The sequence below is a fragment of the Endozoicomonas sp. ALE010 genome (genome assembly GCF_049310165.1).
GTDB lineage: Bacteria > Pseudomonadota > Gammaproteobacteria > Pseudomonadales > Endozoicomonadaceae > Endozoicomonas.
In genome coordinates this window covers 71985-97541 of record NZ_JBLYNV010000003.1, presented here as the reverse complement: position 1 = coordinate 97541, position 25557 = coordinate 71985, and the positions used below count along the sequence as shown (strand labels likewise).

Genomic DNA, 25557 nt, shown 5'->3' with positions numbered 1-25557 from the left:
AATGACAGCGGAGTAAAGTTACCGGTTTTCTGTGATGAATTCCTTAATATCTTCCTTGGGAAGAAACATTGCAACAGTCTCTTACTGGTTCATCGAGAATCAGTTGCACTAATGATATCGGTTTAACGGATTAACTGAAAATAGAATATTGTGTAAGCTGTTGTCTAATGTATCTATTTTTTTTCTGTTTTGTTTGTTCAGGGTAACAATTAACAGGTGAGATCTGAAAACTTCTTCCATCTCATGGGTGATTTTTAAATTGGTAGATACAAAGTAGATGTTATCCTGGTACACCACGACACTTGGTAGAAAATTATTATTATGGATTTTAAAATCCACAATCTCCTGAGCCGATAACTCGTTCAACTCCACCGGCAGAACCGCATTATACACATATTGATCAGGATAACAGGGAGTAAAGAAAAAGGCCTCTTTGTCATCACGGTATACCTGGTTGATGGTTTGGTCGTTGCAACAGTGAGCTATGCACTGAATGCCAGTTATTGCGCTATAGAGTTCAGCAATTTTTGTAGCATTTTTCATGTGGCTGTAATCAACTGCAAAGTATTTTTCAGCAATGGCCATCATGTTTTCAACAATGGCCATTAATCCTTCGACAGTATCATGACCAACCATAATGCCATGATTTTTCATAAAGTAGAGATGCGGCTTCTCTTTGCCTGTGAGGCTTTGCATGTACTGGGCGAAAAGAATGGACACTTCCAGCCCGGGGGCGGCATACCCGACAAAACCAGCATCCGGGTATAGGTTTGATATGATTTTTTTGGCATCACGGTTTATCAACAGGGCATTGATAAGGACAGGATGCAAATGCAGGGTATATTTAAAAGGGAGGAGGGCATGAAGAAAGACTTCGGCGGTGGGTTTTATATCCGGCAATTCATTAGCTTCCCTGACCGCTTGATTGGCTATTTTAACACTCTCTTTCAGGCTGTATTTTTTCAACAGGTCTTCGTTATCTAAAACGTCCAGTATTTTTTCACTGTCAACGGTTACATAACCATGATTCAATTCCGTTTCTGAAAGGACGCAACCCACTCCCTGAGAGACCAGCAGTTTGCCTTTATCCGCTTTAGCCCCGGCATTCCCCCCGCCAGCCTGAACAAGGTCGAAGCGGCCACCGGCGTACTTACAAATTTTTACCAGGTCTTTAATAACATTATTTTTCATATTCATATCCTTTTGAAATTATGCCTCATTGATGCTGTATAGCTCAGCGACTATCACCGCAATGGAAAAGAGAATAATTAAAGTGAAAGCTATTTTTCCGCCAGGTAACTGATAACTGCTTTTGATACCCTTGTTTCTTCCGGCCCAGGGCAGTACGGCCGGAATGATGCCAAAAACAACAGCAGAAAATATTGCGGCATAACCAAGTGCCGTTAAAAATACAGTATCCAGCAATATGACTATCAGAGCAGGTGGCGCAAAAGTCAGTAAAGTCAGGGTAAACTTGCCGGGTTTGATATTGTTGGCCTGCAAACCATCCGAAATAAGATCAAATGTTCCCAGGGATACACCAATTAATGATGTGGCAATGGCTAAAAAAAAGAATGCCTTGAATATCAATACAACATTGTTATTGTCTGTGAACTCTGCCATGGCCCGTAAAATGCCTGTTGATGGGTCACCAGAGTGCAGAATGCTTTCTATACCGTTGTCACCATTAACAGGTATTACCCCAATGACAATCGTTGCCCATAAAATGTACATGATCAGTGGTATAAGGCTACCAACCACACAGGCAATCTTTATTTTTCTCACGTCACTGTGTAGATAGCTTCGCAGGGTGGGCACTATGACCAGATAGCCAAAAGAGGCAAAAATAACCGGTAATGCTAAGAATGGTGGGTTGAATGTTGTTATTTTCAGCCTGTGAGCTTCCACATAGGGCGTGGAAATGAAGGCAAGAGAGATAAATATCAGCAAAATACCTATCACAAAAACGCGATTGATGTTTTCCGACATTCTTATGCCTGAATATATTAAGCCAGAGGCAATAGCCGTAATCACCACAACGGCCGTCGTCTTGTTGACGTCAAGAGGAAGAATATATGACAAGGAGTAGCCTGTTAACTCCCCCAGGCCAGACAAATAAGCAGCAAGAATGCAATATAGAAATAATAGGCAGCTTCCCCACCCTATGATCTCTCCGGGTCGCCCCAGAGTGACCGAGATCATCGTGATCAGGTTGGCACCCTCTTTGTGCTGGAGGTTAGCTTCCAGCATAGCGAGGGCGATGACCAGTGAAGCAAGCCAGACGGTGATAAACATAAAGAGGGTCGCTGCAAACCCGTAAGTGCCTGTGGTTACCGGCAGCGCGATCATCCCGGCTCCAACAGTGGTTCCCGTGACCAAAAAAATGCTGCCAATCAGGTTGTTTTTGTCCATGATTTTTCTTTTTCTCTTTTAGTGCATGACGGACTATATCGACCGTGGTGGGCACATTTGCATTATCAGATCATTGATCAATGTCATTAGCAGTGTGAGCGTTCATTCAGTGCGTCTTCAAAATCCTTCAATGGATTGCTATTCAAAAACAGGACAAACACTGAATGTTGAGGTGATGGTGTGCTTTAAGACTGCTTGCCCTCACTGGCGGGCAACCGGTGATGACTGGGTTACAGGCACTGCCTGAGTGCTTTGGTAGCGGCGGTTGCGGTGTTTTAACGAATCTCACGGAGAACCGGGGGCATAGATGACACAGGTTTTTTGCCCCCGGTTTTTGTTAGTCAATAACCTTGCCACGATTCAAGACCCCGGTAGTTTTCTCCATGATTTTACGCCCAAGGAGAATAGAAGGTCTGTATGGATGCAGTGCTGCTTTGATGCCTGAAGGGTTATAGTCAGTGCTGTCAGAATTGTCATCTAAGTGCACAACACCAATATTAGCTCCTCCTCCTCCTGCGAGGAATACCAGGATAGTTACCGCAACGATGGCAACACCGGCGAATATGGCTTCAGATCCACGTTTTGGCATTGTGTAGTAAGGACGGGAGAGATAGTTGAAGGTCTCTCGGCCAGCGGTGATGGTATATTCATGAAGGCTTTTATGTGGTTTTCCACTGGCAACATCTACAGCAATTTTGGCCATGCCAAAGACAGTGCCTCCGGCGCAAGCAAGCCCGGTAGCAGCCAGGGCGGTCACATAATAGGCAGCAAAAATACCGCCATTAAGCACCGTTGAGGCAAGTCGGGATGGTATAACAACAGCCTTGCCAGCAGCCCTGCCGACTTTTGACAATAAGGAACGCTTGCTGTTTTCCTCCATGGCCGGAGCAGGCAAGCTGGAAAAATCCTGCCAGGAAGCGCTTGAGGGCAGTATCGGATTGTTCATAATTCAACCTCCTTGTTGGTATATGAAAACGGATAACGGTTTTTGATGAGCTTTAGTTTATTAATATCTGTGGTTTGATTCACTGACATGGGTGTTAGGGGAGAAACAGTGTCTTGAATCTTGAATGTGTTCAAATGCAAAGGCCTGACCCTGGCTTTTCGTTTTCCTTGACTTTATTCAAGAATCAAGACCTGACCCTCGCTTCTGTTTTGGAACTTTCTTTTAATTTAAGACTCTGATGAATATGAATAACCTTTGAGGACTGACTTTCAACATGCTCAAGTACAATTAAAGATAGGAGAAAAACCATGGACCCATTATTTAAAACCTCATGCAATCAGGGGGGAAATTATTTTGCCCCCTATGCTGAAGCTTCAGAAATGGCTAAAGCGGAGCATAACACTGTCTTCGGAAGGGTCGTCAGTCCTGTCAGCGGTGAACCATCTGCAGTTAATCACGTAAATTTAGATTTCACAGCAGATTCCGCAACAGGGCAAAAAGAGATTGGGGTTTCTTCCAGAGCAGTTGCTTCCGATGAAGATACCAGTGATGCGGTTAACCGCAAACCAGGTCTAAATACCTTCGTAGGCAGAATCAATTACGCCTTCGAAGAACTGGATAAACAAAATTTCAGCAATGCGGAAAGGTTATTCCGGGGCGTCTACTTGGAAGAGGATCTGGACGAATTGGAATACCATAGGTCACTGGTAGGGCTTGCAAAGTCACTAGTAGAGCAAAACACCTACAAGAAACTGACGGAAGCCCAGCATCATCTGCAAGTTCTCAGGGGTTCTGAATGGTGCACTACATCCGGGGCTTCGATCATTCCTGACCTGGATATAACCCTGAGCCGATGCGAACAAGAACTTGGATTGCCCATTCAGGCTGAGGCTCGGCTCCTGACTCTGAGAAGAAAAAGCCTCCATGCCGATGAGAAGGCAATGTGTGAGCCTTCAGATAATTATCATGCTGATATTGCTATGGTTCGGCAATGGCAGCTTATGAAAAAACCTAAGCTTGCCTTAACACTGCTACAGAACATGAGAGCAGAGTCAACTTTAAGGCTGACAAAGGAACGTTGGCCGTCGAGCCCAGCATGTGCTGCAATAGAACTTCACGAATGCCTGAAAGAGGTAAATATGATGCTGGCGACACTGTCAGGTGACGGGCAAATCTGAACTGACTGAAGAGCAGCTGCTGAAGATGAGTGGCATGCTGCCCCCGGTGACAGTGCTGACAGACTGCGCCATCACGCTGTTACCGACGACTTGGGGTGAAATAAAAGACACCCAAAAATTTGATTAATCGGCCACACCGTCTGTTTTTCTTCTGGAACCTCTTAAGGGTATTAAGGAAATCTACCCAGTAACCAAAAAAAATGACATGACGACCGCCCGAAAAAACCTCATAGATCCAGCCAGTACGCCCTACTACCACTGTATGGCACGCTGCGTTCGCAGGGCCTTCCTATGCGGCAAAGATAATTTCTCAGGCAAAAACTATGAGCATCGCAGGCAATGGGTGGTTGATCGGTTGAAAGCACTTTCCGGTATTTTTGCCTTGGAAGTCTGTGCTTATGCGGTGATGTCGAATCATTATCATGTGGTGCTCCATATCAATAGTCAGCAAGCCAAAAAATGGGACACCAAAGCAGTCTTACAACGCTGGACGCAGCTTTTTTCAGGCCCGCACCTGGTTCAGCGTTTTCTTGTCGGCGATCAGCTGGGCAAAGCAGAGCTGCTGCGTGTCGAAGCATATGCCCAGAAGTACCGAGGTCGGTTAATGGATATCAGCTGGTTCATGCGCTGTCTCAACGAATATTTAGCCCGGCTGGCCAATAAAGAGGATGAGTGCAAAGGGCGCTTTTGGGAAGGTCGTTACAAAAGTCAGGCTTTGTTAGATGAGGCAGCATTGCTGACTTGCATGGCCTATGTCGACTTGAACCCCATCCGGGCAAAAATTGCCGCAACGCTGGAAACCTCAGAACATACTTCTATTAAAGAGCGCATTGAGTCATACGACAGCGCAAACGGAAAAAAACAAAAGACACACTTGAAACCGTTAAAAGCTCAGGGTCAAAACCCGGAACAGGCGATTCCATACCCACTCAGTAGCTACTTTGAACTGGTTGACTGGTCTGGCCGAATTGTCCGAAAAGGCAAACTTGGTCGTATAACTGACGATGTACCACCTATCCTGGAGCGCTTGGGTATTGACCCAAAAGAATGGCTGGAGACTATGCGCTGGCATAATCGTTTTCACCGCGCAGTCGGCAAGCTGGCCTCACTGAAGGCTTATGCAGAAAGCACCGGAAAATGCTGGGTTCATGGGATGTCTGTGAGCGGTGCTCTCTACCCTGCCTGATCAACGTATTTTCATTTACTTTAATGTGGCCAGAATCTTCTGAATGCTCTTTCTTATATTGTCTTGATAGTGTCTTCTATCTGGCTGTTGCTGAGTGCTTTTTATACGCTTCCTGTTTGGTATGAATGAGAAATTCTTCTTTTTATTCTTTGAATGAGACATTCTTACAATGATCAATACTATCCCACTTTCACCACCAAAATAACGTAATCATTTGATTTTGAACCATATATTCTATTCGAATATATGGTTGGCACGATATTTAATCGTTTAAAATCAAAATGTTACCAAGGGGTGGTGAAGGTCGGATACTATCATTTAAAAAATGAATAAATGATGTACTCTTCACTATTTAAAAAGTGGGTGTCCTTTTTATTCTTTTTATTGTCCTCTTTTTATTGTCCTCTTTTTATTGTCCTTTACCACCTCAGGAAAGTTGATTAATAGTCAGGGCAAGCCGGTGGAGGTCGTCACCAAGGGGTGCCATGATCCCTGCGTAGGTATTCGTGCAGTACCCATTGCTGAAGCGATGATGGCGATTACCCTGATGGATCATTTTCTGCGGCACCGGGCACAGAATGCCGATGTCGTTAGTCCGATACCGGTTGTTTAAAGCATAAAAAAGGCTTCCGGGTGGAAGCCTTTAAACGTTTAGCCTCCCGGGAGGCTGTACGAATAGTCGTTAAAAGATTTCATAGACAAGGGTTGATCCAGAAACCTCATGGCCAATGATCAGCAAAGGCTTGCCAGTGGGACTGTCCGCTTCTGCCACAAAGACCATACCCTCCGGTGAAAGGTCACCAGCCAGTTCAGGCTGCTCGGCCACATTCACGGAAAAGTCCCGGTTATGGATATAGCGGACATATTCAGGTGATTCCGGACTGGTGATGTCGTACATAAACAGGCCGCCGGTACGCTCAAGACCAACAAACGCATAGTGTCTTCCATTGATTTCACCAATGGCCAGGGCTTCAGGCTCCGGACCTTTGTCATCACTGCGGTTATCGCCTTTGGTTTCATCGTCATTGTTATTGAAGTCAGACTTCAGTATTTCTGCCGTGATGCGCTCGAAATCATCGCCAGAGTCAAACACCAGATTTCCGGATTCATCCCAGATGGCGAAGGAACGGGTACCGTAAGCATAAAGCTGTTCAAACTCACCATCGTTATCACTGTCTCCCAGAGTGTTGGTGATTTTCAGTTGAGCCATCCCGGCTGAATCTTTTGCTTTGTCGGCATTTGGGTGCTCATCAGCCACCTTCACCTTTTTCACACGGAACTCTTCAGTATAAGCAAGGCAGCCGTCGTCTTCATCAAACTTCAGGCCGCCGGAGTTCAGACAATCTGTTCTGGAAGGGCTGTCATACCAGTAATCACGGGCATCACCTTCGTTGGCAGAAACAACATAGGTTTTGCCATTGGCTTCATAAGAAGCGAGGGTGTCTGGCTGATACATACCGTATACACCCGCCCAGGTTTTCAGATTCACGCCACCATCCCTGTTACTGATATCGGCGGTGTATTTCCCAAAATCTTTGTAGCCCAGGGGGAAGATCTTAACGACTTCAGCTGCTTCAATATCAATGATTGCCTGAGCATTATTTTCCTGCAGGCTGACATAAGCCTTTTTAGAGTCATTGGATACGGTGATGAACTCAGGCTCAAGGTCTTGTGCAACGGTGGCATTTCGGCCAAATACCCGAACTTGCTCGCTTAACTCATTGTGCCTTGGACCGTATTTATTAAACTCAGTAAAGCCAACTTGTCTGACCTCGCCTACGGTACCGTTATCGTTGATCTGGATAATGCTGATGGAACCCTCAGGATCAATTTTGTAATCTTCAGAAGGCTCACCTTCATTGGCAACCAGCGCATATTTACCATTTGGGGTAAAGGTCACCATGTCTGGCAGTGCTGAAGTGTGGACATAATCCCGGTAGGTTGCATTACCTTGATCATCGATGTTGAACAGAATAACAACGCCGTTTTCCTGTTTGATGTCAGCTTCAACGGCAACAGCCAGCAGGCCATCATGTAATGACAGGCTGTTTGCAGCACCGAGTTCGATGTCTGGCAGATAGCTTTGAATATCAATGCTGCTTCGTTTGGTCAGGTTTGAATCGGTCAGTGGGTTAGCGAGAGCCTTGCTGGTTAATTGGCTGGCATCCAGAATATCAATCGTTTTTTCTCCGGCATTCACGACAAAAATCGACTGACTGGTTTTATGCCAGCTGACAATTTCTGCTGCACCTTCAAAGAAAGTGCCAGATGCATAGCGACCAACCGGTTGCATATCCGGGTGGGTTACGCTGGCAGATTGCATATCCAAAGTACAGCCTGAAATGATCAGAGCTGCCAGTAATGGAGCGGTTCTGCTGAAAGGGATTTTCATCGGCCTTGCCTGTCATGTCCTGTTTTAGTTGCTGAACAGTTATAACGGGAAATGATGAAAGAAATATGACAGCTAAATCATCACGGTGTACCGAGACAGAGAAACAATCAGAATAGGGCGGTTGATATAGGTCCGCATGATGCGTGCGGGGATCAGGTGCCGCCAATGGCCAGCAGAAACACAAAAGGGTCAACCAACACGTCAAAAAGGGAATTTAAGAATCATGAGGGTCAAAGTCTCATACTGAGCACAACTACAGACCCTGGAGCACAGGATTTACGTCCCGGAGCCAAAATACCCGAACAAGAAAGGCGACCAAACGCAGCTATGATTTTCATGTGACAAAAGAATCATCTGCGAGAGGCCGCCCTCCATGGAAGTATGTCACCCACTGACCATTCCCGCTAGTAATCACTGCCCTGCAATCGAGATGCTGCAACATCGGTTATCTCTTCTTCGCCAGTCATGCCATGAGCTCCACTGGGAGGATTACGAAAATGAACTGCATAACCTCATGGCTCTTGCAGAGCAGGAGATTCTCTCTGAAGACCTCCAAAAACTGGACGTCAATGAACCTTCTATTGAGGTCAAGGGCACCGTTTATCGCAGGGTGGCTCAAAATCATCAAACATACCAATCTGCTGCTGGCTCTGTCCGGGTAAAGCGAACCCTGTATCGATCCGGCTCAGGAAGCAAATGTATAGTCCCCCTGGAACTCCAGGCAGGGATTGTTGAAGGGTTCTGGTTACCCAGGGCGGCAAAGCAAGCGGCATGGATGGTGGCTCAGTTGCCACCAACCGAAGTGGCAAGCCTTCTTGAGTTGCTGGGAAATATGAAACCGTCGGCCAGTACTTTGGCTCGTCTTCCTGCAAAACTCAGTGAACGGTGGGAACAGTATCTTGAACCTTTTGAGTATATGTCTGGCAGACAACTTTCAGGTTCCAGCCAATGCTGCGACGGTAGCGGCCTCTCTTGATGGTGTAATGCTGCCTATGAAGGGCGGAAAGCGTCAGGAAAAACGGGACAAGGGAGCAGCTGAAGGCAAGCTTACCAGAGGCCCTGCGGGTTGTCAGGAAGCCAGTTGTGGGACGCTGTCGCTCTCTTCACTTTTTAAAAAGTGGGTGTCCTTTTTATTGCTTGTAGCTGACACCGTGACCCCGCCAGAGATTAGCAGCAGAGTGTCCTCCCATTAGGTGCAACTCGCGGGCAATTTTGAATGGATCCGTACAGTTGGTATCAATGTCACTGGAGAATTTGTCACCAATAATTTTGGATAACAGCAGCAGCTCATCTTCAGTTGCCTGATTGAGTACGTCGTAAAGATTTCGATCTTGTCGGGTGAATACTATGCTCATTTGCAAAACTCAAATTTCAAAGCTCAATGCTTCCGTACACTTGCCAGCTCTTAAGTACTGTACTGGTTGGGAATGAAATCTCGAATAATACCTGATAGATGTTATACGGAAAGAGAAGCTGGAGGTTATATATGGTCCGCCCCGCACAAGAGAAACCAGTGTTAAGAAACCATTAAGAAACCAGTGTTAGGTCTTGAAACTTGAATGTGTTCAAAAAGAAAGACCTCACCCTGGATTTTCGCTGCTAATGCTATCACAGGTCAAAGTGCATCCAACAGCCAGCCATAACCAACACGCTCCTGTTCCAGACGCAGGTTTTTTCCGAAGGTATTATCTTTCAGGGCCGCAAACACTGGCGATTCATCCGGGGTAAGCCCCGGCAGTTCACCAGTAAAACGCTTGCTGTCCATCTCCTCTGTACACAGTGCCAAATGCGTTTGCAGGGTGGCTTGGTCCATCAACAAGGAGCGGACTTGCGGAAAATGCTGGCGCAGGCGGGAGAGAATGGCAAAACCGTGGGTGTCAATATCCCCCCAATAGATAATCTCTTTTTCCTTCAGCCAGCCAATGGAAGACAGTGACTGAATACCATAGCCCAGCCCAAAGATGACAATGGCATCCGGTACTGGTGGAAAGGCAAGACCATTGACCTTGTTTTCTGTGATAAACACCTTGCCGGTTCCCGGATCTATAAATTGCGACACCGGAACCGTGATATCCGTCACCGGGCCGGGATGATCCAATAACCGGTATCGCACCAGCGGCTCATCAAACCGTAAACCAAAGCGGCGCTCAAAACCGTTTTCCGCGAGCCCGGCGATGGTCCCATCAAAATCCTCCGGTTCAAGGGCCAGGCTCAGCAACTCCGAGAGAATGCCCTTGTTATTTTCAATAAATTTGCTGTCAACACTTTGGATATCCAACTGGCGGATGTAACGCCCCGGTTTTGGATTCAGCTGAAAATATCGGCAGACCTTCAGCAACCGGGGCCAGCTATCAACCAGCTCCAGGGCTTTTAACGGTTTATCCAGCAGCCAGGGCATTAACTCTGGCAGCTGTCGTCTGGTTGTGCCCGCCAGTTCATCAAACTGGCGAAAGGCTTTGATCTTGCCGATAAAACCCAGCCAGTCTTCCCGGTGTTCAAACACAATGCGCTGGGGCAGGCGCTGGGTACCGAGCTGCTGATGGTTGATGCTGCGATAATCCAGCCGATAACCACTGCCTTTTACCGCCTTGCTATTGCTGTGTAACAGGGCTATCCAGTCCCGCACTTTGGCAAACTCCTGGCTGAGCACTTTGCCGGAAGGTTTGCGAAACGTAATTTCCAGCGGAAACAGGGATTCTCCCTGCAACACACTTCTCAAAAACGCCCCGGAACTCCAGGGGCGCAGGGATTTTTTTTGCAGTTCGGTGAGGGTAATCATTTAGCTAATGGCTTCTGCCCGGTTCTGGCTTATGGTTTCCTTAAGCAGACGCTCCTGCTCCTGCTGTTTCTCCTGTCGGTATTGTTCAATGGTCAGGTTCCGGAGCATAGAGTGGTTCCCGCCCTGGTTATGAACAAAGTGGACAGAGTTCACATAATCTTCAATCACATGAATCTTCTGCAGGGGGGTGACAATCAATAATTGCAGATTCAACCGGCGAAACAGCTCCAGCCCGTAGCGGGCGGACTCGTCAGAACCCCGGCCAAAGGCTTCGTCGATCATAACAAAGCGGAAAGAGCGGGAATGGTTTTCGCCCCACTCCAGACCCAGCTGGTAGGCCAGTGCTGCCGCCAGGATGGTGTAGGCCAGTTTCTCCTTTTGCCCTCCGGATTTGCCACCGGCATCGGAATAGAACTCTTTTTCCGAGTCATCTTCTCGATAGCGTTCCGAGGCATTGAACAGGAACCAGTTGCGCACATCGGTCACTTTGCGGGTCCAGCGTTTGTCCAGTTCGCTCTGGCCTTCCCGGCCATTAAATCGTTCGACAATGGTTTTCACCTGCAGGAACTTGTTTTCCGCATAGGCATCATCGCTGTTATCGGCGGTCAGTGTATCGCCGAGGCAGTTTCTCAGGTCGATTTTGAACTGGTTGATCTCCGGGTCCCGGTGATTGTCCGCCACCAGTCGTATATAGGTGCCGTCGCTGTAGTCAATAGCGGCCAGGGAGCGGTTAATGGTGGCGATTTTATCCCGAATGGTTTGTTGCTGATGATCCAGCCAGTTCTGGAACATGGCCATGTTGTGGATGGTGCCTTCATTAAGCATCTGTTTAAACCGTTGCTCATGGCGGGGCAGGTCTTCCCCTTGCAGGGTTTCCAGCATGGCGGTGAATTCCGCAACTGAGCCCATGGAGGCGTCCACTTCACGGGTTTCCTGGGGATAGGCGTTTTTATAGTCCGCCATCTGCCCGGTAATCCGGGCCGCCAGTTCCCGGGACTTTTTCTCCCGGCTATCCAGGCGATGCTGCAGCCAGCTGCGCATGGTGGATTGGGAGCTGTCGCAGTTTTCAATGGTGATCTTTTTGTCCCCCAGGGCTTCATGTTCCATTTCGGCAAGCGTGGGAAAGCATGACTCCCGGGCGGTTTCCGGAAGCTCTGAAAGCTGTTGTTCAGAAAACTTCAGCAGTTTGTGATCCTGTTTCAGCTTCTCTGCAGCGGTACCGGACTCCCTGGTCAGTTTACGCTCCTGTTCCTCTTTTTCACGAGTAGCTGCTTCACAACGTTCCAGGCGTTCGCGCAAGGTGCGAAGAATGTCGGAGCCTGTTTCAAGCTGCTGCTTTTCCTGTTCCAGGCTGTTGATTTGAATGGCCAGGGGCTGCCAGTTGATTTCGGCAAAATCCGCGTATTTCAGCAGCAGCTTCAGATCTAACTGCCGCTGGTTCAGCTGGTTGATCTGCTGGTTAAACCGCATCTCAGCGCTGGCGGATTTCTGAATGTCGGCTTCCAGCTGTTTACGGGTGGCTTCCAGGGTGAAGATTTTTTCCCGGTTGCTCCAGCCCAGGACAAAACGGGAACGGTCATCAATACGGTAACGGTCGTCTTTTTCATGGCGGCTGCCGCCACTTTTGATCTGTCCGGCGGTGGTGATGGCCCGAACCTCCCGGCGGAAGTCGGCCAGCTGATCGCAACAGATATAGTCAAAGCGCTGGGACAGTTCATGCTCAAGCCAGCTGTAAAACTGGCTGTCGGTCTTGATCGAGACCTTGCGGCACAAGGAGCGAGGGTCAAGGGTATCGGCCGTGGCGCGGGCGGGCTGGCGAACCCGGTAATAGACCAGACGTCCCTTGAGGTGGGTGCGATCCACATAGTCAGCAACGGACTGGTAGTGCTCATCGGGCACCAGCAGGCTCAGGGCAAAATTATGGAGTACTCGTTCAACCGCCCCTTCCCAGTGTTTGTCTTCTTCGCGAACCTGGAGCAGTTCACCGGCAAAGGGCAGGGTGGATTCCGGCAGGTTGAGGGATTCACTCAGGGCCTGACGGATGGCCAGGTTGCGGCTGGGGATATTGGACTGACGACTTTTCAGCGAGGCGATCTCTGCTTCCAGTTCATCGTGCTGACTGCGCAGTTTCTGGAACTCAACGCGGTGTTCCACTTGCTGGTTTTGCAGATCGGCCTGCTGTTTCTCCAGGGATTGCAGTCCGGTTTCCGCCTGCTGCCGGTTATGAAAAAAACCATCGTCGTCTGCAGGTTGGGAGAATTCCAGGATGTTGCACAGTGCCTGGTAATCATCACAGGCTTTGGCGATGCGGTTCCGTTCCCGTCCCAGTCGTTCCAGTTCTGTTTTTAGTTCGGAGAGGCGCTGGCCACCATTCTGGTCAATGGCCCGTTCCAGTTCACGGCTGGTGGTGCGCAGGTCATCAATGGACAGACGCAGCTCCTGCAGGCGGGATTCGAGTTTTTGCTGTTCCTGTTCCCGGCGTTGGATGCGCTCCGTCAGCAGCGTGATTTTTTTATCGGCAAAAAAACCGTACAGCGCTTCTCTGGACTGGCGCAGGGCCGCAATGCTTGACTCAATGCTTTCATACTGGTTGCAGTTGTCAATCATGGGGGCGAGGCGGTCAATTTGCTGGCGAGCTTTCAGTACCGCCTCGTGAGCCCGGTTAAGATTGTCAAACTGACGACTGAGTTCGTTGACTTTCTCTTCGGCATCAGTGCTTTCCAGCATGTGGCTGCGGACAAACTCGGTCAGGTTGCCCACGGATTTCATGGAGACGGTCTGGTAAAGCAGCTCCAAAGCCTGATCGTTGTCAATGCCCATCTGGCGACGGAACTCGGCCTGGTATTGGCTGAAACTGTCAAACAGCTTGATGTGCTCCTTTCGTTTCAACTTTTTTTTCAGGTCACCAATATCACTGCCAAAGCCGCTGAAGTGTTTGGCAATGGATAACGGTTTTCGTGCCACCAGATAGAAGCGCTCCGGCGTATTGCTGTTATCCCGGCTCCAGAATACCTGGGCCAGGGTGATGGTCTGGTCAAACCCTTCGTTGACAAAACGGGCCAGCAGGACGCTGTAGCTGTTATGGTCGCGCAGGGCCACCGCTTTGGCGCTGAGGGTGTCGTCATCCTTGGCGCTTTTGTAGTATCCGCGCACATAGGAGGTGAGGTTGCGCTCTTTGGTTTCCGCACCCGCCGCCTTGTTGTAGGTGATTTTCTGGCTGGGGACCAACAGGGTGGTGAGACCATCCACCAGGGTGGATTTACCGGAACCGATATCCCCGGTCAGCAGGCTGTTATCACCACCGGGGGTGGCGACCCAGATTTTTTTGTGAAAGGTTCCCCAGTTCAGCACTTCCAGGGCTGCCAGACGAAAGCCAGCCCGTTTTGTGCTGTCGGAAAAATCAAACGAGTGTGTCTGCATGGTCCCGGTATACCTTGAGTTTGTCGTTAAAATCCGCCAGCCAGTCGGCATCCACCAGTGCCTTGATGATGCGTCGTACTTCCCAGGCGGGGGGATTGCCGGACAGTTTTTTCAGGAAGCCAAATTCGGCCACTTTATTGATGTGGGTATCGATCTGGTCAAACAGTCGGGCTTCATTGGCCCGGTCCGGCAGGAACACCCGCATCATCTCAACGATCTGTTCACGGTTTAGGATCAGCCGGGCATCACCACCGCTGGCGTCCTGCTCCACCATTTTTTTGCGCAGCAGTACGCAGAGCAGGCTGACCGGAAAACTGAGGGGGCGACGGGCCACCAGTCGCGGCAGCTTTGTCTTGTCGTCGTCTGCTTCGGTGGTCTCTTCATCCAGTTGCCGGAGAAAAGCGTAGCCTTCGGCCTCGTCCAGGATCAGGTCCAGACCCATGACCCGGACATAGTCCAATACTGGCCCATGAAGTTCTTCAAGCTGCTGCCATACCGCTGGATTCTGGTCCCGGTAGACAACACCTTTCATCAGGTTGACCACAACGACACCCAGATTGGCGTTCCCCTGTGATGGGGCTGATTCATTCTTACTCATTTTGTTATGACGAAGTGATTAATAGGTAAAAAACCATTAACGGGTGAAAATCACCGAAGGCATCCACGCCGCTTTAGTATTCCCGGTATTGTCCAGCCACTGAACCGCTTGATTATGTTCAGCGTTGATTACCGCCCGATCCGATTCAGCCGCGATATGTAAGTAGGCGACCACTTCGCTTAATCCTTTTTTCACCGGGTAGAGTTCCAGCAGTTCTGCCAGGGTGATTTGTGACCGGGTTTGCAGGGCGAAGCGAATCTGGCTTTTCAGGGCCTGCTCATCCACATAGTGCTGATTATAGAGTGCGCTGGTGTCCACATCGCCCTGACCCTCTTCCGGCACTTCATCAATCACCGGGCGCAGGGCAGGGCGGAACAGCCCCCGACCCATGGGCAGCTCCACTTCCGGTTTTAATGGCGACAGTGTGGTGAACAGTTTATCCGGTGGCGGGTGCTGGCGAATGGTGATGGCGTTCTGCTCAATATCCCGGACAATCTCCATAATCCGGCGGTTTTCCAGCCAGGCCTGGTCATCCAGGTAGCGGCGTAACTGTTCCACTAACAGGGCGCAGGTGCTGTTCACTTTTTCCCCGGCTTCCAGCAGACGAAAACGAATGCCGTCCAGCAAAGGGTCTTTATCACTGTTGAGGCTATTGATTTCCGGCAGCCGGAGGACTTTTTGCAATGTCTCCTGCAATTCATCCTGGCTGACCGGGGACATCAGCCAGCTCCAGAATGCCTTGAAGCTGCGCCCCTGGTCCGATTCAGTAATGGCATCCTGCTCCGAGAAAATGGTGTCCAGCATCTGGCCCTTACCGCTGCTGCTGGTGGTGATCCGCTCTCTGACGCCCCGGTCCAGTGCCCGGAAGTTCTCTTCCACCTGACGGAAGTCAGACAACAGCTGCCGTGCGGTATCTTCTGCCTGCAGGAATTTTTCCTTGATACGGGTACCGTCGTGAGGGGTGACATGACCTTCACGAAGCTGGGCAATCTGTCGTTCAATGGCGGTCTTTTCCTGCTCTAATTGTTGAATGCGCAGGGTGGGGTCGGTTTCGGTCTCATCGGCAATTTCCCGCAGTAGCCGGAAAATGGTCAGTAGTCTGGACTCGGTGCCGACAAATTGTTTCTGTTCAAAACTGGCAATCCACTCAATCACTTTTTCGGTGGCGGGCGTCAGGTCAAACAGCGGTTCATCACCCATGCTGGCGGGTGGGTAATACTTTCTTAAATACCCGTGTTCACCGGCAGACCAGTTGTTGAGATAATCCCGCCCTTTTTTGGGGTACCGGTTCTCCCCGGTGGTTTCCCGTAGATGGTGCAGGTAATCGTCCAGCCTGGTGGCCAGCTCTTCTGCCCCCACCGAGCGTTGGTTGGTGGCAATAAAGGCGCGGTGCAGGAAGCTGATAATCAGCGGTGCGCTGTCTGCCTGCAACAGTCGCCAGGCCGGGTGGCTGCGCAGGCCGGAGATACGGTTGAAGTCCATGGGGCAGAATGAGTAATGACAGAGCCAATAATAAATAATGGCTGTGATGGTAGTTGATTACGGAAGCTTATTCCATGACTTCGCTCCTATTCTCTCCCGGTTAGAAATTCTACCTGAATAACTTCCTCTGTTTGCCACAGAGACACGGAGGCTCAGAGGAAAAGATTTTTCTTTTCTCCGCGCATCCGTCTCTCTGTGGCAAGGCTTTTCTTTGCTGGATAACATCGAAAATGTGGCAGTTATTTCAGGGCAGTTCCATAGAGAGCATTCGCCGTTTTTTCCGGTAATGGCGACGATACCTGTTCTCATGCTTACGCCATAAGTCATTTGCCTTTACAATAACCAGCCATAAGATTGATCGAACGAATGCCGGGAAGGATCATGACTGACAGTGGCAAGCAAAAGCATGATGGCACAACGCACTTTGGTTATCGTGATGTGCCAGAGAGTGATAAAGAAGGGCTGGTAGCGGGTGTCTTTCACTCGGTAGCCAGTAGCTATGATGTGATGAATGACCTGATGTCCATGGGCATTCACCGGCTCTGGAAGCGTTTTACCATTGAGCTTTCCGCCGCCAGGCCCGGTCATGTGGTGCTGGATATCGCCGGGGGGACTGGCGATCTGGCCAGGCAGTTTTCCCGTATCGTTGGAGAAACCGGGCGGGTTGTGCTGGCGGATATCAATGAATCCATGTTGCGCGTCGGTCGGGATCGACTGACTGATCAGGGTATTGTGGGCAATATGGAGTTTGTCCAGGCCAATGCGGAATGCCTGCCTTTCCCGGATAACACCTTTGACTGCATTACCATCTCTTTTGGTCTGCGTAATGTGACGGATAAGAATGCGGCACTTCGCTCTATGTGCCGGGTGTTAAAGCCGGGTGGGCGGTTGCTGGTTCTAGAGTTTTCCAAAACCAACCATCCATTGCTGACCAGGGCTTACGATGCTTATTCGTTCAGTTTGCTGCCAATGATGGGCAAGCTGGTGGCCGGGGACTCCGAAAGTTATCAGTACCTTGCGGAAAGTATTCGCATGCATCCGGATCAGGAGACGCTGGAAGGCATGATGAAACAGGCCGGGTTTGTCAATACGGCCTACCACAATATGACCGGCGGCATTGTGGCGCTGCATAAGGGAGTTAAGCCCTGATGGCCGACTCTGATAACAGCTCTTCTGACAGCTCTGTTGATAACATCGTCGTCAAGATGGGGTTGCTGGCCGCCCTCGAGCGTCAGGTCAATTCACTGTTGGCTCTGGATCCGGTCACCATAAAAAAACTGTCGCACTGGTTTGGTAAGGTGGTGGCTTTTCAGTGCACTTCGCCGCAGTGGTTATGTTATGTCCACTTTGAGCATGACCGTATTCGTCTTGCCAGTACTCTTGGTGAAGAGCGCGAATATGCGGTGGATGCCACCTTTACAGGTTCCAGCATTGCATTTGTCACACTGGCGACGCGCAGGAATCTGCCGTTTGCTGATGTTCCCGGGTTGAGTGTTTCTGGTGATAAGACACTGATTGCTGATTTGCAGCAGATTCACCAGCAGATGGAGTTGGACTGGGAAAGACCGCTTTGCCAGACCTTTGGCGACATCACCGGACATTTTATGGCCCGGGGGCTCCGCTTCGTCGGTGACCATGTTCACCGGGGGCAGCAGCTGGTTATGGACAACCTCGGGGAGTACCTTCAGGAAGAACTTCGCCTGATTCCGTCAAGGATTGAAGTGGAAAGCTTTGCGGAGGAAGTGGGGTGCCTGGCTGAGTCGATGGAGCGGCTGGAGGAGCAATGGCAAACCATACAACCTGCAAAAAATACATCTGATGCCAAATCATAAGTCGGGGGCCTGACGTTGATCCGTTTGTTGAAAATTGTGGCCGCTGTCGCCCGTAACCGGCTGGATAATCTGATTGATTCGGAGCGCTCACCGTTCTGGCTGCGCTGTCTGCTGATTCTGCTGCCCTGGCGCTATGTTATCCGCAATAATGCCCCCCGGGGTGAGCGTGTCCGGCTCTCTCTGGAGGCGCTTGGGCCTATCTTTATCAAGTTCGGGCAAATCCTCTCAACCCGGCGGGACCTGTTGCCGGATGATATCAGTGATGAGTTGTCCCGGCTTCAGGACGATGTTCCGCCGTTTCCCGCCGCCGAAGCGATTGGCATTATTGAGTCCAGCCTGGGCAGCGATGTTGATACCCTGTTTGCCCGTTTTGATCGTGAACCATTGGCTTCTGCCTCGGTGGCCCAGGTTCATACCGCTCAGCTGCATACCGGGGAAGAAGTGGTGGTCAAAGTGATTCGTCCGGGCATTGACCGGGTGATTCGTAAAGACATTGGCTTAATGTATCTGTTTGCCCGCGTGCTGATTGCTTTATCAAAAGACGCTCGTCGTTTGAGGCCGGTGGAAGTGGTGGCCGACTATGAACGTACTATTCTGGATGAGCTTGATCTGTTGCGGGAAGCGGCTAACGCTTCCCAGCTGCGACGTAACTTCCTGACCTCCCCCCTGTTGTTTGTGCCCCAGGTGTACTGGGATTATTGCCGCACAAAAGTGATGGTCGTTGAGCGGATTTACGGGGTGCCTGTTTCCGATATTGCCACGATGAAAGCACAGCATGTGGATATGAAAAAACTGGCAGAACGGGGGGTTGAAATATTCTTCACCCAGGTGTTTCGGGATCGCTTTTTCCATGCGGATATGCATCCGGGCAATATTTTTATTGATACCACCAATCCTGCCGAGCCCCGCTATATCGGGATCGACTGTGGCATTATCGGTACGCTTGAGCCGGAAGATCAGCACTATCTGGCCAGTAACCTGCTGGCTTTCTTTCGGCGGGACTACCGCAAGGTTGCCCAGTTGCATGTGGATTCCGGCTGGGTGCCCAGAGATACGCCGGTAGGAGAGCTTGAAGCGGCGATTCGTACCGTCTGTGAACCGATCTTTGAAAAGCCCCTTAAGGATATCTCCTTCGGCCAGCTGCTGGTCAGGCTCTTTCAGGTGGCCCGCCGCTTTAATATGCAGGTTCAACCGCAGCTGGTGCTGCTGGAAAAGACATTATTGAATGTCGAGGGATTGGGGCGGCAGTTATACCCGGATCTGGATCTCTGGGCCACGGCTCAGCCCTATCTGGAAAAGTGGATGAAAGGCCAGGTCAGCCCAACTGGTATTCTCTGCGATATTAAGGAGCAAAGTGCAGACTGGCTGCTAAGTGCTCCCGTGATGGCCCAGAGAGTGATGTCAACGGTGCGAACCCTGGTTGACCAGCAACAGGCGTTGCATCATCAGCAGGTGAGGGCGGAAAAACGCCAGCAAAAGCAGAGGCGTTTTGGTGTTCTGCTACTTCTGGCAGGCGGGGCGTTGATGGTGACTTCAGGTTCCCTTTTTGTGGAAAAAGAGCTGCTGGATCAGACAATGGTTGGATTACTGGCTGTGGCAATGGGTGGTTGGCTGGTTGTTCGCTAAGAAGGTTGCCAGCTTATACCGTTGCTATGACACCCCCCGGGTCAGGCACGAATCGGCCCATGAACTTTTTTTACTACCGGGGGTCAACATATTGGTATCCATCAGCTATCAGGAGTTGCCCCATGAATTCGGTTCCGGGTGGTTTTGTAAGCCGCGCCCAACCATCAGGCTACGGCGCTACTGAAGCGTCAGGTCCAGATGTGCCTGGACGTTTCTCGGGGCATGACGTTGTTGCTTCCCAGCCTTGTCACCTGTGTGCTGCGCCTCCGCCGTCCTACTCGGAAGCTATGAGGCAGACGCCACAAGCTTTTCCAGACCGTAATAAACCTGTTCCTGAACGTAATCGTAATAATGTGCTTTTGCTCAATAACGTCAGGATGCAGATGAGAGAAGATGCTTTCCAGGTAGAGCGGCGTGCTAACGATAAAGGGTGTTGTGAACAGCTATTTGGCAATGGTTGCTTAGGTGATCTTCTCCAAGCCTGTTGTGTTAGTGCCTGCATGCTAACGTTGTCGTGTCTCGGTGGGTAACAGGGATATGATATCTGATCAGCCGCGTAAGTATGTGAACAAATAAAATGATTGGATAGTGTTATGAAAACAACTCACTGGTTGGATGAGGTTCAGTGGAACGATGATGGCCTGGTGACAGCCATTGCCCAGGACCATAAAACCGCAGAGGTTTTGATGTTGGCCTGGATGAATCGGGAATCGCTGGAACTGACCCTGAAAGAACAGGTTGCCATTTACTGGTCTCGTTCACGGGGCAGGCTATGGCGCAAGGGCGAAAGCTCTGGCCATACGCAACGGCTGGTAGAGTGCCGCCTTGACTGTGATGGCGATGCGATCCTGCTGAAAGTGGAACAAACAGGTGGTATTGCCTGTCATACAGGACGTAAGTCTTGCTTTTATCGTCGCCTCAGTGATAACCATGGAGACGCATCGTGGGATACCGAAGAGCCGGTGTTACAGGATCCGGCAACGATTTATGGACATCAGTAAAGGCTGTATTCTTTGCTGTAAATCATCCCACAGGTTAAAACATGAGCGATATAATCAAAAAATTGACTGAAGTATTAAGCAACCGCAGGCAAGCTGATCCGGATTCCTCTTATGTTGCACAGCTTCATAGCAAGGGACTGGACCATATTCTGAAAAAAGTGGGGGAAGAGTCAGCAGAAGTGCTGATTGCCGCCAAGGCATCAGAATATGACCATAATCGGGAGGCGGTTATTTATGAAACGGCTGATCTCTGGTTCCATACTATGGTCATGCTGTCCCATCTTGGGCTTGAGCCTGCTGATGTGTTGAATGAGCTGGATCGTCGTTTCGGGCTTTCCGGTATAGAAGAGAAAGCATCCCGCGGGTAACTGTATTTCCCGACTTTTCCTGAACGTTTGTTGCAAAATAGCCACGCCCCTGGGAGCCTGACCGAGAATAGCGCCCGTCTAGGCGACCCCGTAGCGAGGATGGCAGAAAATTGAGGATAAAAATTCGGTTTTGTGAGGTGAATAGCGGGGCTATTTGCCGAACAAAAGCGAATTTTTAGACCAATTTGCTGCCACCGCACGACTGTATGGATGCAGGAGCTAGGGCAACGCAGGAGCAGTTGCCGCGTAGGGCAGTCTATTCTCGGACAGGCTCCTGGTGATGGAATGGGGTAATATGTCCTCTCTTTGTGTATTATTTGATCAGCTTTATGGAGAGCTGAAGGAGTAGAAAATGGGTTTTGGTGGCATCAGTATCTGGCAGTTGCTGATCATTCTGTTGATCGTAGTGATGCTTTTTGGTACGAAAAAGCTTCGTGGAATGGGCAGTGATCTGGGCAATGCAGTAAAAGGTTTTAAAAAAGCACTGGGCTCTGATGAAGAGTCGGAAGGTGAGAAAAATAATGAAAAAAACTCAGGGAAGCCTGAGCTGAAGGCTGGCTCTGTTGAGCAGCGTAATCTTGAGTCTGACCTGGAAAAGTCCAGGCATAAGCAGTCTTGACTGTATAAAAGGGCTTTCAGGCCGGTTTTGGCGGAAGCTGTTCTTTTGAGCCAGGTGTGATCCCCTCTTGCAGGGGAGCTACAGCTACGCTTTGGTAATTGAGTGGCGATCGAGAGGTGTGATAGTTCGCTGTGCTTGATATAGGTTTTACAGAGTTGTTATTGGTTGCCGTAATTGCCCTGGTGGTGCTGGGTCCGGAGCGCCTGCCTCAGGCCATCCGGACAACCGCTTACTGGGTGGGCAAAATTCGTCGCAGTTTTCAGTCCGTCAAAGAGGAGCTTGAGCGGGAGATTGATGCCGACGGAATCAAACAGCAATTGCACAATGAAGCTGTCATGAAAGAGTTGAATAAAACTCGCGAACAGTTTCAAAGTCAGATCAATGATCTGAAAAAGTCTGTGAGCATTGATCCTGCCGAAGACCAGACGTCTTCCGGTGTAAATGCCTCGTCCGGGGTTGACAGTGGCTCAGTGAGTGGAGATGGCAGTGTTAACCAACAGGCAGTGAATGACACCTCTGCTCGCCTGTCTCAGGAAAAGGGCAGTAACTGACACTCCCCGCCCTGGCGGGCGAGGGTTCTTGATCGCTCAAGAACGTTTCTGTTTCACGGTCCGTAGCTCAGGGAACAGGTGGGGCCGCCTAGGCTTGGTTATCGCATAAAAGTTCCACAGTGGGAGCTTTTACGATGACGAATCAACCCATGCTCCCCAAGTCTCACACGAACTCCGCAGACTTTACATCCCGTCTGCCCGACGGTAGGTCTACAAAAGACTGAATAAAGTTAGCAAGGAATGAACAAACACTCAAGCGGAGCGCTCTGCGCGCTCCTGTCTTATATCACCGCCCGATTGGGCGATGCTTTACGACGGGTTTGGTAAACTATGTCACAACAAACGTCGGATGATTCTCAACAGACATCAAAAGGTCAGGATAAAGAGCAGCCGCTCGTTCAGCACCTCCTTGAGTTGCGCGGGCGTATCCTGAAAAGCCTGGTTGCCGTGCTGGTGGTTTTTGCCGGGCTGTTTTATTTTGCCAACGATATTTACGTTTATATCTCGGAACCGCTCCGCGCCAGCCTGCCGGAAGGCAGTACCATGATTGCCACCGAGGTGGCCTCACCCTTTCTGGCACCCTTTAAGCTGACCATTGTGCTGTCGCTGTTTATTGCGATTCCATTTATTCTCCATCAGGCGTGGGGCTTTATTGCGCCTGGCCTGTATCGGCATGAAAAAGTCATCGCAATTCCTCTGCTGGTTGCCAGTATTGTGTTGTTTTACCTGGGCATTGCCTTTGCCTACTATGTGGTCTTCCCTTTGATTTTCTCGTTTTTCACCACGGTTGGCCCTGAGTCAGTCACCGTGATGACGGATATCAACAGTTATCTGGATTTTATCCTGAAGTTGTTCTTTGCCTTTGGTATCGCTTTTGAAATCCCTGTGGCGACGGTTCTGCTGGTGTGGTCGGGGGTGACTACGGTCGAAAGCCTCAAGGAAAAGCGCCCATACGTGGTGGTTGGCTGCTTTGTGATCGGTATGATCATGACGCCGCCTGATGTTATTTCACAGTCTCTGCTGGCCATTCCGATGTGGCTGTTGTTTGAGTGCGGAATTCTCTTTGCCCGGTTTGTGAAAAGCCGGAAACCGGATGAGGCAGAAACTTAGTACTCTTTCGCAACGCTTATTATCGTTGTAAGCATTGGTGTTCAATGCAGATATAGAAGTATTGAACCTTTTCTTGTTTTGTCGGTCAAATTCATCTTTAAGCAAAAAATTGAAAGATGATAGGTATATATACCTGGAGTGACAGATGAATCTTAATCCTCATCCTCATCGTTATAGAGAAGTTTGCAGAGCTATTGCTCCCGATTTGCAATCCATGACTTTCGGGTCAGAGCAAGGCTCGGACCCGAAAAATGGCAACGCAGAGAGTGTCAAGGTGTTAACTGGTGTTGAGCCAAAGATTAAACCGGAAACCATTGATCAAACCAGGAAGTTATGTGTCGGCCTGGAACAACACAAGGTGGTTAAGCTGGAGCAGATTCAGACTTATCTTACTGGAGGGGCTGATCTGAATACAGAGATTACCCTCGGCGACTTGAGAGGTTGTAACCCATTGCACTCTGCGGCCATATCAGGCAATGGAGAGGCGGTGGCAGCCATCATTGCCACGGGTAAGGTAAACAATATCAATGTTGTTAATGGACATGGTTTTACGCCACTGGCATTGCTTTGTGGGGCCAGGGCTGAGGACGCCAAATTCATTCGTCGTTTTGACAGTGTATCCGAAGAGCGCAATGGCAGGCGTGTGGGTCTTGAGGCCTTGCTTGGGGCAGGTGCCAATCAGCACATGATGGATAGCAACAGTTGGAAGCCTATTCACCATGCCGCCAGGCACAACTTCCCGGGATTGATCGAACTTCTGGTGGAACAGGACCGGTTCGCTGGTATTGCTGGCATTGCTGGTATTGAGAGCGCCGCACTTTCCACCGATATCATCAATTGCCAGGATCGACTGGGCAATACGCCATTGCACATCGCAGTCAGTAATAACCAACTGAGTGTGGTAGAGGCATTAATAAAGCTGGGAGCGAATGTCAACGCGCTCAACAAGGCTAACCAGACACCATTGCATCAGCTGTGTATGTTCCAAAATAACAATAATGCCTGCGGCGGCAAGATAGCCTGTTTGTTGCTGGAGCAAGACACAAATCATAACTGTAGAGACAAAAAAGGATTTAACTGGCTTGAGTACGCGTGCAGAAACGGCATGGTTAATCTTCTGGTGTATCTTACAAGCGCGGACAATTCGGTATTGCGCAACCAAGAGAGTAAAATGACCGTGGACTTAAATGGCAAATGCAATGTGAATACTGGCAGGAAATCAAGCATAACCCCGAGTCAGTTCGAGCGAGTTATCACGTTGCTCAAGCCACTGTCAGGTGTCGAGGTCTTTGCACCGGAACAATTCTGGGAAGAAGGTGTTCGAGATTCCCGGGTGCAGAATGAGAAAGATACTGATGACGGTCGCATGGATGTGGATGTCAGTGTGGATCAATCGCCATTTCTGCCCCCCTCAATGCAATCAGATTGGAAGGATGACAATAGTTCTTTTGAGTGAACGAAGTTGACCGTGAATGGTATGCCTTGTGTGGCAACTGCTCCTGCAGTTGCCTCTATCCATGCAGCCGCGCGTTGGTAGCAAATTGGTCTGAAAGTCCAATTTTGCTCGACAAATAGAACTACTTCCCCCCCTAATCTAACAAAACCGTATTTTCCACCAATTTTCTATCATCCTCGCTATGCTCTCTGCTCGCCCAGACGGGGTCGCCCAGAAGGTTCGGGTGCTATGCTATCCTATGACACGGTTGTTTCAGGGAGGAAGTATGCCATATCCCCACTTCTCAGGTGGTCAGGAAGCGTTTAATTCTGGCCGGATTTACCATCATTCACCATTTGACGTTCCCATTGAGGTGGTCCAGAACGGCCTGCTCTGGCTACTCTCTGATCCGGTTTTTCACCCACTTAAAGCATCGCTTTCGAGTAATTATTTGTCTGTGGATGAGTTAAGGGATGAGCTGGTATCTGGTAAGATCAAGCTACCGTCGGCAGCCATTGATCGGGTACTTGATGAGATTGACCGGCTTGTGGATGATTATCGGAAAGGCGTCGCTTTTTAAGCACTCTGATTTTCCTTTTATATGAATGTGTCAGTTTCAGTT

23 protein-coding genes and 1 pseudogene are annotated in these 25557 nt (G+C 49.7%); 15 read left to right on the top strand and 9 right to left on the bottom strand.

Annotation, left to right across the window (positions count from 1 at the left end; genetic code table 11):
- Positions 1 to 108: 108 nt before the first annotated feature.
- The 3 genes from ACO6UY_RS02560 to ACO6UY_RS02550 all read right to left on the bottom strand — a co-directional run bounded on the left by ACO6UY_RS02560 (position 109) and on the right by ACO6UY_RS02550 (position 3358).
- Positions 109 to 1191 carry a class II aldolase/adducin family protein gene (locus ACO6UY_RS02560; RefSeq protein WP_422488954.1) on the bottom strand — a complete coding sequence of 361 codons (1083 nt, stop codon included), beginning with the start codon at positions 1189 to 1191 and terminating at the stop codon, positions 109 to 111.
- A gap of 18 nt (positions 1192 to 1209) precedes the next feature.
- Positions 1210 to 2412, bottom strand: coding sequence for an amino acid permease (locus ACO6UY_RS02555; RefSeq protein WP_422488953.1), 1203 nt, complete (start codon positions 2410 to 2412; stop codon positions 1210 to 1212).
- Between the two features lie 337 nt (positions 2413 to 2749).
- A complete protein-coding gene (locus tag ACO6UY_RS02550) occupies positions 2750 to 3358 on the bottom strand; it encodes a hypothetical protein (protein WP_422488951.1) in 609 nt (202 codons plus the stop codon).
- A 308-nt stretch (positions 3359 to 3666) separates the two neighbouring features.
- On the opposite strand from ACO6UY_RS02550, the gene ACO6UY_RS02545 reads away from it, so the two are divergent.
- From ACO6UY_RS02545 to ACO6UY_RS02530, 4 genes and pseudogenes are all read left to right on the top strand, one after another.
- Positions 3667 to 4536 carry a hypothetical protein gene (locus tag ACO6UY_RS02545; protein ID WP_422488950.1) on the top strand — a complete coding sequence of 290 codons (870 nt, stop codon included), beginning with the start codon at positions 3667 to 3669 and terminating at the stop codon, positions 4534 to 4536.
- The gene (locus ACO6UY_RS02540) at positions 4520 to 4663 is read left to right on the top strand and encodes a hypothetical protein (RefSeq protein ID WP_422446386.1); all 144 of its coding nucleotides are present in this window, start codon (positions 4520 to 4522) and stop codon (positions 4661 to 4663) included. Before ACO6UY_RS02545 ends, ACO6UY_RS02540 begins: the two co-directional genes overlap by 17 nt.
- Before the next feature lie 78 nt (positions 4664 to 4741).
- Positions 4742 to 5722, top strand: coding sequence for a transposase (locus ACO6UY_RS02535; protein WP_422488948.1), 981 nt, complete (start codon positions 4742 to 4744; stop codon positions 5720 to 5722).
- Positions 5723 to 6137: 415 nt separating this feature from the next.
- Positions 6138 to 6335: pseudogene (locus ACO6UY_RS02530) on the top strand (chorismate synthase); the annotation flags it as partial.
- 69 nt (positions 6336 to 6404) lie between these two features.
- On the opposite strand, the gene ACO6UY_RS02525 reads toward ACO6UY_RS02530, so the two are convergent.
- Positions 6405 to 8114 carry a choice-of-anchor I family protein gene (locus ACO6UY_RS02525; protein WP_422446382.1) on the bottom strand — a complete coding sequence of 570 codons (1710 nt, stop codon included), beginning with the start codon at positions 8112 to 8114 and terminating at the stop codon, positions 6405 to 6407.
- Between the two features lie 373 nt (positions 8115 to 8487).
- Between ACO6UY_RS02525 and ACO6UY_RS02520 the strand changes: the two genes are divergently transcribed.
- Positions 8488 to 9090, top strand: coding sequence for a hypothetical protein (locus ACO6UY_RS02520; RefSeq protein WP_422443857.1), 603 nt, complete (start codon positions 8488 to 8490; stop codon positions 9088 to 9090).
- 154 nt (positions 9091 to 9244) lie between these two features.
- On the opposite strand, the gene ACO6UY_RS02515 is transcribed toward ACO6UY_RS02520, so the two are convergent.
- The 5 genes from ACO6UY_RS02515 to ACO6UY_RS02495 all read right to left on the bottom strand — a co-directional run bounded on the left by ACO6UY_RS02515 (position 9245) and on the right by ACO6UY_RS02495 (position 16393).
- A complete protein-coding gene (locus ACO6UY_RS02515; protein WP_422461077.1) occupies positions 9245 to 9469 on the bottom strand; it encodes a hypothetical protein in 225 nt (74 codons plus the stop codon).
- A 260-nt stretch (positions 9470 to 9729) separates the two neighbouring features.
- The gene (locus ACO6UY_RS02510) at positions 9730 to 10893 is read right to left on the bottom strand and encodes a DUF3322 domain-containing protein (protein ID WP_422446378.1); all 1164 of its coding nucleotides are present in this window, start codon (positions 10891 to 10893) and stop codon (positions 9730 to 9732) included.
- Positions 10894 to 14313: an ATP-binding protein gene (locus tag ACO6UY_RS02505; RefSeq protein ID WP_422446376.1), complete on the bottom strand. Its 3420-nt coding sequence runs from the start codon at positions 14311 to 14313 to the stop codon at positions 10894 to 10896.
- The gene (locus tag ACO6UY_RS02500) at positions 14294 to 14911 is read right to left on the bottom strand and encodes a DUF4194 domain-containing protein (protein WP_101744996.1); all 618 of its coding nucleotides are present in this window, start codon (positions 14909 to 14911) and stop codon (positions 14294 to 14296) included. The genes ACO6UY_RS02505 and ACO6UY_RS02500 overlap by 20 nt, the downstream gene beginning before the upstream one ends.
- 36 nt (positions 14912 to 14947) lie before the next feature.
- A complete protein-coding gene (locus ACO6UY_RS02495) occupies positions 14948 to 16393 on the bottom strand; it encodes a DUF3375 domain-containing protein (RefSeq protein ID WP_422446374.1) in 1446 nt (481 codons plus the stop codon).
- A gap of 381 nt (positions 16394 to 16774) precedes the next feature.
- On the opposite strand from ACO6UY_RS02495, the gene ubiE reads away from it, so the two are divergent.
- The 10 genes from ubiE to ACO6UY_RS02445 all read left to right on the top strand — a co-directional run bounded on the left by ubiE (position 16775) and on the right by ACO6UY_RS02445 (position 25515).
- Complete coding sequence (ubiE, locus tag ACO6UY_RS02490) at positions 16775 to 17542, top strand: bifunctional demethylmenaquinone methyltransferase/2-methoxy-6-polyprenyl-1,4-benzoquinol methylase UbiE (protein WP_422488946.1); 768 nt, start codon at positions 16775 to 16777, stop codon at positions 17540 to 17542.
- Positions 17542 to 18225 carry a ubiquinone biosynthesis accessory factor UbiJ gene (locus tag ACO6UY_RS02485; protein ID WP_422446370.1) on the top strand — a complete coding sequence of 228 codons (684 nt, stop codon included), beginning with the start codon at positions 17542 to 17544 and terminating at the stop codon, positions 18223 to 18225. The genes ubiE and ACO6UY_RS02485 overlap by 1 nt, the downstream gene beginning before the upstream one ends.
- Positions 18226 to 18234: 9 nt before the next feature.
- Complete coding sequence (gene ubiB, locus ACO6UY_RS02480; RefSeq protein WP_422447897.1) at positions 18235 to 19851, top strand: ubiquinone biosynthesis regulatory protein kinase UbiB; 1617 nt, start codon at positions 18235 to 18237, stop codon at positions 19849 to 19851.
- A 593-nt stretch (positions 19852 to 20444) separates the two neighbouring features.
- A complete protein-coding gene (gene hisI, locus ACO6UY_RS02475) occupies positions 20445 to 20852 on the top strand; it encodes a phosphoribosyl-AMP cyclohydrolase (protein WP_101745002.1) in 408 nt (135 codons plus the stop codon).
- A gap of 41 nt (positions 20853 to 20893) precedes the next feature.
- A complete protein-coding gene (locus tag ACO6UY_RS02470; protein WP_269673252.1) occupies positions 20894 to 21220 on the top strand; it encodes a phosphoribosyl-ATP diphosphatase in 327 nt (108 codons plus the stop codon).
- A gap of 352 nt (positions 21221 to 21572) precedes the next feature.
- Positions 21573 to 21839: a twin-arginine translocase TatA/TatE family subunit gene (tatA, locus tag ACO6UY_RS02465; RefSeq protein ID WP_422446364.1), complete on the top strand. Its 267-nt coding sequence runs from the start codon at positions 21573 to 21575 to the stop codon at positions 21837 to 21839.
- Positions 21840 to 21970: 131 nt separating this feature from the next.
- Positions 21971 to 22390 (top strand): Sec-independent protein translocase protein TatB, encoded by a 420-nt coding sequence (gene tatB, locus ACO6UY_RS02460; RefSeq protein ID WP_422461082.1) that lies wholly within the window; start codon positions 21971 to 21973, stop codon positions 22388 to 22390.
- A gap of 330 nt (positions 22391 to 22720) precedes the next feature.
- A complete protein-coding gene (gene tatC, locus ACO6UY_RS02455; protein WP_163369373.1) occupies positions 22721 to 23500 on the top strand; it encodes a twin-arginine translocase subunit TatC in 780 nt (259 codons plus the stop codon).
- Between the two features lie 145 nt (positions 23501 to 23645).
- Positions 23646 to 24956 (top strand): ankyrin repeat domain-containing protein, encoded by a 1311-nt coding sequence (locus ACO6UY_RS02450; RefSeq protein WP_422488945.1) that lies wholly within the window; start codon positions 23646 to 23648, stop codon positions 24954 to 24956.
- Between the two features lie 265 nt (positions 24957 to 25221).
- Positions 25222 to 25515, top strand: coding sequence for a hypothetical protein (locus ACO6UY_RS02445; protein WP_422488943.1), 294 nt, complete (start codon positions 25222 to 25224; stop codon positions 25513 to 25515).
- The last annotated feature ends 42 nt before the right edge of the window (positions 25516 to 25557 follow it).

Bases quoted from the DNA above. Each gene is read 5' to 3' on its own strand.
- ACO6UY_RS02560 (WP_422488954.1), bottom strand. From the start codon at position 1,191: ATGAAAAATAATGTTATTAAAGACCTGGTAAAAATTTGTAAGTACGCC.
- ACO6UY_RS02555 (WP_422488953.1), bottom strand. From the start codon at position 2,412: ATGGACAAAAACAACCTGATTGGCAGCATTTTTTTGGTCACGGGAACC.
- ACO6UY_RS02550 (WP_422488951.1), bottom strand. From the start codon at position 3,358: ATGAACAATCCGATACTGCCCTCAAGCGCTTCCTGGCAGGATTTTTCC.
- ACO6UY_RS02545 (WP_422488950.1), top strand. From the start codon at position 3,667: ATGGACCCATTATTTAAAACCTCATGCAATCAGGGGGGAAATTATTTT.
- ACO6UY_RS02535 (WP_422488948.1), top strand. From the start codon at position 4,742: ATGACGACCGCCCGAAAAAACCTCATAGATCCAGCCAGTACGCCCTAC.
- ACO6UY_RS02525 (WP_422446382.1), bottom strand. From the start codon at position 8,114: ATGAAAATCCCTTTCAGCAGAACCGCTCCATTACTGGCAGCTCTGATC.
- ACO6UY_RS02520 (WP_422443857.1), top strand. From the start codon at position 8,488: ATGGAAGTATGTCACCCACTGACCATTCCCGCTAGTAATCACTGCCCT.
- ACO6UY_RS02515 (WP_422461077.1), bottom strand. From the start codon at position 9,469: ATGAGCATAGTATTCACCCGACAAGATCGAAATCTTTACGACGTACTC.
- ACO6UY_RS02510 (WP_422446378.1), bottom strand. From the start codon at position 10,893: ATGATTACCCTCACCGAACTGCAAAAAAAATCCCTGCGCCCCTGGAGT.
- ACO6UY_RS02505 (WP_422446376.1), bottom strand. From the start codon at position 14,313: ATGCAGACACACTCGTTTGATTTTTCCGACAGCACAAAACGGGCTGGC.
- ACO6UY_RS02500 (WP_101744996.1), bottom strand. From the start codon at position 14,911: ATGAGTAAGAATGAATCAGCCCCATCACAGGGGAACGCCAATCTGGGT.
- ACO6UY_RS02495 (WP_422446374.1), bottom strand. From the start codon at position 16,393: ATGGACTTCAACCGTATCTCCGGCCTGCGCAGCCACCCGGCCTGGCGA.
- ubiE (WP_422488946.1), top strand. From the start codon at position 16,775: ATGACTGACAGTGGCAAGCAAAAGCATGATGGCACAACGCACTTTGGT.
- ACO6UY_RS02485 (WP_422446370.1), top strand. From the start codon at position 17,542: ATGGCCGACTCTGATAACAGCTCTTCTGACAGCTCTGTTGATAACATC.
- hisI (WP_101745002.1), top strand. From the start codon at position 20,445: ATGAAAACAACTCACTGGTTGGATGAGGTTCAGTGGAACGATGATGGC.
- ACO6UY_RS02470 (WP_269673252.1), top strand. From the start codon at position 20,894: ATGAGCGATATAATCAAAAAATTGACTGAAGTATTAAGCAACCGCAGG.
- tatA (WP_422446364.1), top strand. From the start codon at position 21,573: ATGGGTTTTGGTGGCATCAGTATCTGGCAGTTGCTGATCATTCTGTTG.
- tatC (WP_163369373.1), top strand. From the start codon at position 22,721: ATGTCACAACAAACGTCGGATGATTCTCAACAGACATCAAAAGGTCAG.
- ACO6UY_RS02450 (WP_422488945.1), top strand. From the start codon at position 23,646: ATGAATCTTAATCCTCATCCTCATCGTTATAGAGAAGTTTGCAGAGCT.
- ACO6UY_RS02445 (WP_422488943.1), top strand. From the start codon at position 25,222: ATGCCATATCCCCACTTCTCAGGTGGTCAGGAAGCGTTTAATTCTGGC.